The organism is Pseudoalteromonas sp. TB64, assembly GCF_000498095.1.
GTDB lineage: Bacteria > Pseudomonadota > Gammaproteobacteria > Enterobacterales > Alteromonadaceae > Pseudoalteromonas.
Map to the genome: position 1 here is coordinate 1 of NZ_AUTQ01000080.1, position 11,055 is coordinate 11,055.

General features: G+C 37.6%; 10 protein-coding genes and 1 pseudogene. 8 read left to right on the top strand and 3 right to left on the bottom strand.

What is annotated here, in order from left to right; all coding sequences use genetic code 11:
• The 8 genes and pseudogenes from L647_RS0104345 to ttcA all read left to right on the top strand — a co-directional run.
• Window positions 1–252: c-type cytochrome (locus L647_RS0104345; protein WP_029880371.1), on the top strand; the 252-nt coding region annotated here is incomplete at its 5' end.
• 149 nt (window positions 253–401) lie between these two features.
• Complete coding sequence (locus tag L647_RS0104350; RefSeq protein ID WP_024610098.1) at window positions 402–893, top strand: FixH family protein; 492 nt, start codon at window positions 402–404, stop codon at window positions 891–893.
• Window positions 894–901: 8 nt separating this feature from the next.
• Window positions 902–3,276, top strand: a pseudogene (locus tag L647_RS01000000123650) (heavy metal translocating P-type ATPase).
• Window positions 3,273–3,440 (top strand): cbb3-type cytochrome oxidase assembly protein CcoS, encoded by a 168-nt coding sequence (gene ccoS / locus L647_RS0104360; protein WP_002963071.1) that lies wholly within the window; start codon window positions 3,273–3,275, stop codon window positions 3,438–3,440. Before L647_RS01000000123650 ends, ccoS begins: the two are co-directional and overlap by 4 nt.
• Entirely contained in the window at window positions 3,433–4,104 is a 672-nt protein-coding gene (locus L647_RS0104365) for a sulfite exporter TauE/SafE family protein (RefSeq protein WP_024610099.1), read from the top strand. Before ccoS ends, L647_RS0104365 begins: the two co-directional genes overlap by 8 nt.
• A gap of 67 nt (window positions 4,105–4,171) precedes the next feature.
• Window positions 4,172–4,918: an FNR family transcription factor gene (locus L647_RS0104370; RefSeq protein WP_024610100.1), complete on the top strand. Its 747-nt coding sequence runs from the start codon at window positions 4,172–4,174 to the stop codon at window positions 4,916–4,918.
• A 94-nt stretch (window positions 4,919–5,012) separates the two neighbouring features.
• Complete coding sequence (uspE, locus tag L647_RS0104375) at window positions 5,013–5,939, top strand: universal stress protein UspE (RefSeq protein ID WP_024610101.1); 927 nt, start codon at window positions 5,013–5,015, stop codon at window positions 5,937–5,939.
• A 170-nt stretch (window positions 5,940–6,109) separates the two neighbouring features.
• Window positions 6,110–7,024: a tRNA 2-thiocytidine(32) synthetase TtcA gene (ttcA, locus tag L647_RS0104380; RefSeq protein WP_024610102.1), complete on the top strand. Its 915-nt coding sequence runs from the start codon at window positions 6,110–6,112 to the stop codon at window positions 7,022–7,024.
• Window positions 7,025–7,092: 68 nt separating this feature from the next.
• Here ttcA and L647_RS0104385 read toward each other — a convergent pair whose 3' ends face one another.
• The 3 genes from L647_RS0104385 to L647_RS0104395 all read right to left on the bottom strand — a co-directional run bounded on the left by L647_RS0104385 (window position 7,093) and on the right by L647_RS0104395 (window position 10,913).
• The gene (locus tag L647_RS0104385) at window positions 7,093–8,160 is read right to left on the bottom strand and encodes a hypothetical protein (RefSeq protein WP_024610103.1); all 1,068 of its coding nucleotides are present in this window, start codon (window positions 8,158–8,160) and stop codon (window positions 7,093–7,095) included.
• A 55-nt stretch (window positions 8,161–8,215) separates the two neighbouring features.
• Complete coding sequence (locus tag L647_RS0104390) at window positions 8,216–9,286, bottom strand: hypothetical protein (RefSeq protein WP_024610104.1); 1,071 nt, start codon at window positions 9,284–9,286, stop codon at window positions 8,216–8,218.
• Between the two features lie 301 nt (window positions 9,287–9,587).
• Window positions 9,588–10,913 carry a PAS domain-containing methyl-accepting chemotaxis protein gene (locus L647_RS0104395; RefSeq protein WP_024610105.1) on the bottom strand — a complete coding sequence of 442 codons (1,326 nt, stop codon included), beginning with the start codon at window positions 10,911–10,913 and terminating at the stop codon, window positions 9,588–9,590.
• Window positions 10,914–11,055 lie beyond the last annotated feature (142 nt).

Sequence of the window (11,055 nt, forward strand, 5' to 3'; positions counted from 1 at the left end):
GGTGCAGCTAAATTTGCAATGTGCGCTGCATGTCACGGTGCTGACGGTAAAGGGTCGGTTGCACATAACCTACCGTTTGGCGCGCCTAACCTGACTGATAACATTTGGTTATACGGTGGTTCTCAACGCGTTGTTGAAGAAACACTAAACCACGGTCGTGCTGGTGTAATGCCTGCATGGAAAGACATTTTAGGTGAAGATAAAATTCACCTGTTAACGGCTTACGTGTACAGCTTATCGCAAGATAAATGAGCAAGTAGTTAACAAAGTGTTTATAAATTAATTTATTTAATTCAATAGATTAATCCAGATCAAAAAAGCCTCCACTGTGAGGCTTTTTTTTAGTCTTTTACGTATAATTCCTATAAAATGAGCTTTCCTAAACTAATTTTAGAGACACTATGCAACCTACTCCGTGGTATAAAAATTTTTGGCCTTGGTTTTTAATCTTTTTTCCGTTAGTTGCCATTATTGGCTGTATTAGCTTATTTATTACGGCAATAGGTAACGGTCCAGATATGGTTGTTGACGACTATTACAAAAAAGGTAAAGCGATAAACTTAGAACTTACTAAGTTCGAAAAAGCAAAAGCACTTTATTTACATGGCGACTTAAATGTCACTAACGAACGTGTAAGCTTTAAATTTACCAAAGGCGACACCAGTAATATACATGCATTAAAACTATCTTTTTATCACCGTACAATTAAAGCACATGACTTTGAAGCAACGCTTACACCTAATGCCAATCAAGAATTTACCGCATTACTTGATAAGTATACGCAAGGTGCCTACTCAGTATTTATTGAGCCAGTAGACGGCAGCTGGAAACTAAAAGAAAACATTATTCTACCAACGGAAGAAACCGTTTTAGTTAATCCTAACTATAAGTAGTCATAACTATGTCTAACTCATGTTTTCATTGCCTTGAGAGTGTGCCAAACGGATTTAGTGCAAGCGTTATAATTGACGATAAAGCTCAGCCAATGTGTTGCATTGGCTGCCAAGCTGTTGCGCAAAATATTGTTGACCAAGGTATGACCGATTATTATAAATATCGAACTGTTCGTGCCGGAAAGGTCGAACAGTTGGTACCTGAACAACTCGCATTTATAAAAAGTTATGATAACGAAGACATTCAAGACGAATTTATAGCTACTAACGATAATATCTCAGAGGTATTATTAAGCGTTGAAGGTATAACCTGCGCCGCTTGTGCATGGCTTATCGAAAAGCAACTCTTAAACTTAAATACAGTAAAACGTGTTGATGTAAACACATCGACCAACCGCGCGATGATTCAATGGGACAAAACCAGCACCCCATTGAGTGTCGTTATTACTGCACTTGCCAAAATTGGTTACAAAGCCTACCCATTTCAATCAGATATTGAAGCTCAACAAAAACAGCAAACTGCAAAAGCCTATATTCGCCGTTTAGGTGTTGCAGGTTTAATGACCATGCAAGTAATGATGTTTGCGTTCGCCATGTACTTTGGCATGTTTTCAGGCATGGATAGTAATTTTGAGCAGTATTTTAGATGGATAAGTTTAATACTTGCATCTCCCGTTGTTTTATACAGCGCACTGCCCTTTTTAACCAATGCAATAAATGGCTTAAAAGCAAAGCAACTCAATATGGACTTACCCGTATCACTCGCTATTTTTGGCGCATTTGGTGCCAGTTGTTACGCCACATTTATGCAAGTGGGCGAGGTCTATTTTGAATCTGTGTGTATGTTTACTTTTTTGCTGTTACTGGGCAAATACCTTGAATTTAGAGCGCGTTTAAAAGCCAGTGAATTTACTGCAAACTTACAAAAACTATTGCCATTAACAGCGCGTACCATTAACGAAAGTGGCGAAGAGCTTATAATTGCTGCTAAAAAACTAAAACTTAATGACGTAGTACTTATTAAAGCGGGTGAAACAATTCCTNCGATGGCGAACTTATTAAAGGTAAAACCACAGTTGATGAATCGATGATGACCGGCGAACATCAGCCAGTAACTAAATTTATTGGTCATAATGTTTATGCTGGTTGCGTTAACCACGACGGCGTTATTGAAATAAAAATTAATAAAATTGGTCAAAATACGCTTTTAAATCAAATTATACGCTTGCAACATAATGCATTAACTAAACGCCCTAAACTGGTTGAAATTACAGATAAAGTTGCGCAATGGTTTATAGCGTGCCTGCTTATATTTGCTTCACTTACAGCTATTGGCTGGTACCAAATTGATCCTGAACACGCATTTTGGATTACCATTTCGGTTTTAGTTGCTACCTGCCCGTGTGCGCTGAGCTTAGCTATACCTACCGCGCTTACATGTGCGGTGGCAACGCTTACTCGCAAAGGTGTATTGATAAAACAAGCGCATGTGCTCGAAACACTCTCACAAATTACTTTATTTGCATTTGATAAAACGGGCACGCTCACGCAAGGTAAATTTAGCCTTGATGAAGTAGATATAATCGATAAACAGTATACAAAAGCGCAAGTGCTAGATATGGCAGCCATGCTAGAGCGTTATTCTGAGCACCCTATCGCCAGTGCATTTGATGAGTTTACGCCAGCTCACCGCAGTCTTAATAACGTTGAAGTACATCCAGGACTGGGAATTAGCGCACAAGATGCAACTAATCATTACGCAATTGGTAAAAGTGGTTGGTTTGATAGCAAAAAATCGAATGCACAAGCAAGCTTGTATATAAATAAACTAGTTGTTGCACGTTTTTACTTTGTTGATAAAGTGAAAAGCGATGCTAAAAAGCTTATAGACTCACTTCAATCGCAAAACTTAACGTGCCACATGTTAACCGGCGACGCGTCAGATGCTGGGCAAAAAGTAGCTAAGCAACTTAAACTTGAAAGTGTCCAATTTGGATGTTCTCCACAAGATAAACAAGCCGCCGTTGAGCAATGGTCTTCACAAAACGAAGTGGTTGCAATGGTTGGTGATGGTGTAAACGACAGCCCGGTATTTGCCAGTGCGCATTTATCTATCGCTATGGAAACCGGTGCAGACATATCAAAAAATAGCGCCGATGTAGTGCTTCTTAATAGCGATTTAGTCTCCATTGGTCACTTACTTAATGTAGCAAAACAAACCAGACGTATTATTAAGCAAAACCTTGCGCTGTCTTTATTGTATAATGCTTCAATATTACCACTGGCAGCGTTGGGCTTAGTTGCTCCTTGGATGGCTGTTATTGGCATGTCTGCCAGCTCAATTATTGTGATTAGTAATTCACTAAGGCTATTAAAGTTATGAGCATAATTTACATTTTGATCCCTATCGCCATTTTATTTGTAATTATTGCTATTGGTGTGTTTTTTTGGGCTGTAAAAAGCGAGCAGTTTTCAGATTTAAATAAGCAAGGTCATAGTATTTTGTTTGAAGACGACAAAGAGCAACATAACAAAAGTAATGATTGACCCTCTTTATACCAGCGCATTTTTAATGGGACTAATAGGTAGCGGTCATTGCATTGCTATGTGTGGTGGTATTGCCAGCTCATTACAACTGGCAAGTGACAAACGTAAAGCATTTACCTATTCATTTGCTTATAATATTGGACGTGCACTGAGCTATATGGCTGCAGGCGCACTTGTTGCTGGTATTAGCAGCCAATTTGCTAGGCAAAACACCTCCTTCTCTTTAGTACTTTCATTCATTGCTGCTATTTTTATGCTCCTCGTTGGCGTTTATATAATGCGCTTAGGGCCCACCTTACAATGGTTAGAAAAAGCTGGTAAAACTTTAGTCTGGCAACACATAGTTAAACTAAATAAATATTTAATGCCTATTAACTCTCCTTTAAAAGCCCTAGGTTACGGTGCTTTGTGGGGATGGCTGCCATGCGGACTTGTATACTCAGCGCTTACATGGGCGATGACCAGCCCAAGTGCCCTTGACGGTGCCTTAGTTATGCTTTGCTTTGCTTTGGGTACTTTTCCCGCGATGATCACATTAGGCGTTACCGCACAAAAACTAAATAGTATTATTAACCATCCATGGACCCGAATTGTATTAGGCAGTGTTATAATTTGGTATGGTATCTACTTATTGATTATTGCAACTGACAAACTGGTACATTAATCTATCCGCATTATTAACCTTTAAGGTTATTTTGCAGTCGTGTATAAAAATTTAAACGGATTAAATTATGGATTTTACTCAAAGTCGCGCTAAAGGTAATTGTGCTATTAGCTGTAATAACTGCAGTATTAGTCAATTGTGTTTGCCATTTTCACTTAATGGCCAAGAAATGGATAAGCTTGACCAAATTATTGAGCGAAAAAAACCACTCCATAAAGGCGACTACTTATTTGAATCAGGCGCACCTTTACAAGCTATTTATGCGGTACGTTCAGGCTCATTTAAATCGTACACGCTATCTGAGCAAGGTGATGAGCAAATTACAGGCTTTCATTTAGCGGGCGACTTAGTAGGCTTTGACGCGATAAGTAAAATGGCGCACCAGAGTTTTTCCCAAGCACTCGAAACCTCAATGGTATGTGAAATCCCATTTGATACCCTTGATGAACTTGCTGGTAAGTTACCTAAGCTTCGCCAACAAATAATGCGTTTAATGAGTAGCGAGATTACTTACGATCAAGAAATGCTGTTATTACTTAATAAAAAATCAGCAGAAGAACGCTTAGCTAGTTTTATTTATAACTTGTCGGAGCGTTTTGGTGAGCGTGGTTTTTCGCGTAAAGAATTTAGATTTACAATGACTCGTGGCGAAATTGGTAATTACTTAGGTCTAACTGTAGAAACGATTAGCCGTTTATTAAGTCGTTTTCAAAAAGCTGACTTAATAAAAGTAGAAGGTAAGTTTATTACTATTTTAGATAATGATGCTCTGGCTAAAACCGCAGCAATAGTTAAACCTCGTCAAATTAAATAGTTTGATTTAGAACAACAATTTATATGCTACCCCTTTAACTGTTTTGTATTTAAGTTACACTAAAAGTACACCCGTTAAGTAAATGGAGTAGCATATGAACACTATTAAACGCATTATTGCGGTTATCGACCCCACCAAAGATGATCAACACGGTTTAGCACGTTCAATAGATTTAGCTAAAAAATCTGGCGCAAGTATTACCGCCTTTATGACGGTTTACGACTTCTCTTACGAAATGACGACTATGTTATCTGGCGATGAACGCGAAGCAATGCGCGATGCCGTTCTAAAAGATCGTGAACTATGGCTAAAAGATTTAATCTCTCCTTTTAAAGACATTAATATTGAAACCCAAGTGGTTTGGCATAATCGTCCTTACGAAGCCATAATTGATACTGTAATTGAGCAAAAGTACGATTTAGTAATTAAAAGCACACACCAACATGGTGCACTTAAATCAGTTATTTTTACCCCAACAGACTGGCATTTAGTGCGTAAGTGCCCCGCTCCAGTATTATTTGTGAAAGAAATGGTGTGGCCAGCACATGGTAATATTTTAGCTGCAGTAAATGCAGTAAGTGAAAATGAAGAACATATAGCACTTAATAAGCGCGTTATTAAAGACGCACAATATTTATGTGAACTTGCCAACGCAAAACTTAATTTAGTTAATGCCTATCCTGCAACTCCTATTAATATTGCCATCGAAATTCCTGAGTTTAACCCAGGACTTTACAACGAATCAGTTAAAAATCATCATCATGAATCAACCAATGCACTTGCTGCAGAGTTTAATTTAAACCCAGAGCAATGTTTTATTGAAGAAGGCCTGCCAGAGGATGTAATCCCTGATGTAGCAAAGCGGTTAAATAGCGAATTAGTTGTTATTGGTACCGTAGGTCGCACGGGCTTAAGTGCTGCTCTTGTAGGTAATACAGCAGAGCATGTAATTGATAGCCTAGACTGTGATGTACTGGCACTCAAACCCGATGGTTACGTGAGCCCTATGGCAAAGGATTAATTTTAAGCTTTATGTGCAAGTTATAAGCGAGTTATTTTTACGTGTTAATAAGGCATGTTTAAATCAATTTTAATTACATCCTAAACTCGCATATTCAGGTGGTTTGGGTATAATACGCCCCTTTATTTTTAGCAAATAACTTTGCTGTATTGTTTTACTAGGGGGCGTAATTGTCACACTCAGATCAAGCTAAAGCTCAATTTAACTTAAATAAGCTGCAAAAGCGTTTACGTCGCCAAACTGGTCAAGCCGTTATGGACTTCAATATGATTGAAGAAGGTGACCGCATAATGGTATGCCTTTCGGGCGGTAAAGATAGCTACACCATGCTCGAAATGCTTCAGCACTTAAAGCGTGTTGCTCCTATCAATTTTGATCTATTTGTTGTAAATCTTGATCAAAAACAGCCAGGCTTTCCTGAGCATGTTTTACCCCAGTATCTTGATAAATTAAATATTGAATACAAAATTGTAGAAGAAGATACCTACAGTATTGTTACTGATATTATTCCTGAAGGTAAAACAACCTGTTCACTTTGCTCACGCTTACGCCGTGGTATTTTATATCGCACAGCAAAAGAATTAGGTGCGACTAAAATAGCCCTTGGTCATCATCGCGATGACATGATTGAAACATTGTTTTTAAATATGTTTTACGGCGGAAAACTAAAAAGTATGCCCGCTAAATTGATGAGCGATAACGGTGAGCACATGGTTATTCGTCCACTTGCATACTGTAAAGAAAGCGATATAAGCCAATATGCATTTGCACAAGGTTACCCTATTATTCCGTGTAACCTGTGTGGCTCACAAGAAAACCTACAACGTAAACATACAAAAGTAATGTTAGCTAAATGGGATGCAGAACATCCTGGGCGTATCGAAAGTATTTTTACAGCAATCCAAAACGTAGTACCTTCACATTTGGCTGACGCTGACTTATTTGATTTTAAAAATTTACAAACCGGTGAAGTAATTGATGGTGGCGATATAGCCCTTGATAAACCAGATATTCCTAAAGTACCTGTTAATAGTGAACCTGATGAACAAGATACTCCAAGCGTAGTAACTATAAATCTAAGCTAACTATAATTAAGGGTTTGTATTTATATACAAACCCTCAAAATATACCAATTCAGTATTAAATTTTATTTTTAACTCTCAGCTAAACCTTGTAAAAACTCCAGACTTAACTTTTCTTGTGCATTAGCCTGATATGGTAACTGTTGCAAGCTATCGTATGCAAAATCATCAATATCAAACTCACTAACTTCACTATTACCAAAGCTATTTAGCTCACCTGGACTTGGTGACATTCTTTCAATAACAAAATCACTCAAGCGCATATCTGTAATACCTTGTGGTAGTACCGACCAATGAGCTTTTAAAGAAAGTGTTTGGCTTCCCTTAGTAAGCCGCTCTTTAGCAACTAAATGAGCAAGCGGTGTATTACCACTGTATAAATTTGCTCTTACACGATACAAACCGCTTTTTATAACCGTTAAGTTAGCTGGCACAATCATGTTTTCGTTTTGTGCATATGCATTTTCAAATCCAGTTAACGTTGCACTTGGTGGCATGTATTGAATTTGCGCTACAACAGGTACTTTTTTATCTGCTATATCAGCTTCTATAAATAGTTGCAAATTGCGAGGATAATCTTCTTCTCCCTTAAAAGTAATGCTTACCTCGTCATCACTTGCAGTCGCTTTATTCGTTCGCAGCACTTTTTTAGTATCAGTATTAGAAAGCTCAACAACTACCTTACCAAGACCTTGCCCACTGACGTTTAATATTATTTCTTCTGGGTATGTAAAACGGTACTGCTTAAGACTAACAGTTAAAGCACCACCGTTTTCATCAATAGGACTCGACACAGGATAAAACAAATTTGGTTTTAATCTATCTTCATCTAAAGGGCTTAGTGGTTGAGAATAAGGAGGAAACTTAAGTGCACTCTCGTATTGCATTACTACCTGTTCAGCTGCTTGTGCTAAATCTTCATTAAATGCAATTTGCTGTTTCGACACTTGTTTTGGCTTTTTAGCTTTTGGTAAGTCAATTGGTATAACTTTAGCTGGGGTTATATCAAAATCACTTGGTATTTTTTTTACAGGCGTAATTGAAAGCTCGGTTAATTTCTCAGAACCATTTTTAGTTGTAAACCACAGCGTAAATAAAACAGCGCTAATAATTAAAGCTACCGTATAAAATTTTTTCATTTTGATATTTCATTCTTTTATAAGGCGTATAGTTTTTCACTACACGCCTTGTATGTTATGGGATCACATTATAAATAAGTGCCGATGCACTTAAATTATTTGAATCTTTTATGTAACGATACTGTTTTTTCCAAAACCAAGTGCCTGTGGTTTCATCAAACGTTTCAAACTCTACAGTATTATTTTCTACATCTACGTTATTCATAGCGATTGTTACATTACCTTTGCGCTCAGCATTATGAATCTCATTGTGGCTGTAACTTTCACTCATCATCATAGGGTAGTGATTCGACATAAAGCTATTGACGGCATCACCCTGTGACTGTAATCGACCATCAGTATCAATACTGCTATTACAACTACCAAATGCTTTTGCTGAACTCGCCCCACAAGATGAATGTGATGCAACAACCGAATCATCATTCCCTTTTAAAAAACCACCCGTTAAACCCAAATATGCATTTCCATCGGCAACAAAGCGTAAACGTGGCGTACGTGCATCTGGGAATGGTGAAATTTTACGTGCATTGTTTACTTTTAAATCGTGTAATACACCAACAGCTTCGGTTACATCACTTCCTAGCCACCATTTGAGTGCAGCATCGACTGCAAAGTTCCATGATGCGCCAGTTAAAGCACTCACAGCTACATCGGCAAGCTCACTTCCCCCACCAGCACCGGCTAGATCAAAGGTTGCTACAATATTAAGTGGCTCTAATCCTTCGTTTTCTAACCAGTTTTCTTGGTTATCAATAATATGGCGAGCAATTAGGTCGCCCGTTGAATGTGTTACAAAAACACAGCCATCACTACACAAATTAGAGCTTGATATTTGTTTTAATTTTGGCCAAACCCAATCGGTTGCAATTTTGCCTTCTACACGTTCGTAAGCAGGCCAATCAATGCGTTCATCTGCTCGATTATTCCAATACGATTGCCAATATGCTTCGCCATCGTTAACGACATTACTATCTGATTTATTTGTTATTTGCGAGGTCTGTAAACCATGAATTAATATAATTTTGTAATCTTTACTCGCTGCAGAAAAGCTCATTAGCATAGCAAGCCCCGCACCAATTAAATGGCTTGGCTTTATTAATGTGTGTGTGCGTTTTTTGTTGTTCATACAATTCCTTAATGTCGCGTATATAAAATATCATTTTTATTTAAGGTATTCATGTTTAGCCCGCATAAACCTGTCAGTGTCAGTTCGAGCACTCACCAGTATTAGGAACAAAAAACAAAAATGCAACAATTTATTATCATTTACATTGATAAGTAATTAATTTCGCACAAATCACTGAGTAAAAAGCCTATAATTGTCAAATTCAGAATTATTAGATGGGTTTAAGGATTGTACTGAGGAGTGGTAAAGTTTAGGCAGGTAATTTTACAAATACCTGCTTTATAATGAGGAAAAAATAAAATTAACCGTTAGCTTTAAGTTCACTGGTAAATTGTCCAATCGCATTTACAACTTCTTGTGCGCCTTGTTGGATCTCTTGCATCACTTCACCTGATTCTTTAGATAACGCCAAGCCTTGCTCTGCTTTTTCTTTACCTTTTTCTATTACAGCAACCGTATTTTGTGTTTGTGATTGATTACGTTGCACAACTTCTACAATCTCTTCGGTCGCTTTTGAGGTACGCGATGCAAGCAATCGCACTTCATCTGCAACCACAGCAAAACCTCGACCCTGCTCGCCGGCTCTAGCGGCTTCAATTGCGGCATTTAATGCTAATAAGTTTGTTTGTTCGGCAATGCTACTAATGCTTTGTACAATACTCGATATTTGCTGCGACTGCTGATCAAGCGCTGATATTTCATTTGCAGCTTGCTCCATATTTACAGCCAGCTCGGTCATTACAGCGACTGTATCTTGTATAACGCGAGCGCCTTGCTCTGCTTTTTTATCTGTCTGTGTTGAGGTGCTATAAGCAATTTCGGCTGCTTGTGATATAGCAATCTCTTGATTTACTTGATCGGTTATAACGGTTGCAAACTTCATTACTTTATAAAGCTCATTCGCGTCATTTGAGATTGGATTATATGAAGCCTCTAACCATACAATGTTTCCATGCTTATCAACACGTTTAAAGCGCTCTGCAATAAACTTACCTTCTCTCAATTTAGCCCAAAATTGTAGATACTCTTTTGAGTTAGATTCTGACGATTCACAAAACGTACGGTGATGTTTACCTAGTATTTCATTTTCTTTGTAACCCATTGCAGCCAAAAATTGATCATTTGCTTTTAAAACATGTCCTTCTAAATCAAACTCAATTACCGCCATAGAACGATATATAGCTTTAATAGTATCGCTTTGCTCGCGAGAAGCCGTTATTGTTTTTGTAAGCACACTACCAAATATAGAAAAATAAAGAAGTTGATCTTGCTCGCCTTTCACCGGATGAACTATTAAGCGAAGCCATTCTGATTTACCATCACGGCGTATTATTTGTAATGCGCCACCCCAATGCCCTTCTTTTTTTATTGCTTTCTCTAAATTTTTGTATTCATTTGATTGGCGAGATTGATCTGTTAGAAAATCACTAAATGGGTTGTTAGTCAATTCATCATCACTGTAGCCTAAAAATTCTAATAGCTGGTCATTAGCATGGGAAATTCGCCCATCATAAAGAACGTTAAGTACCAGCATCTCACGATAAAGCCCATCCCACACTTGCTGTAATGGGTAAAGTTCAGCTTTTAGAGAAGCTATTTCGTTTTGTTTATTTTTAGAAAAAAACATTAATATCCCTACTAATACATTCGATATGAAATTAATTTTATTATAGAAGATATTATTTATAACGCGATAAATAATAAGGGCTTTAATTACTAGATTCAGAAAGTTTTAAAATAGCCAATACATAAACACTGGTATCTACAAA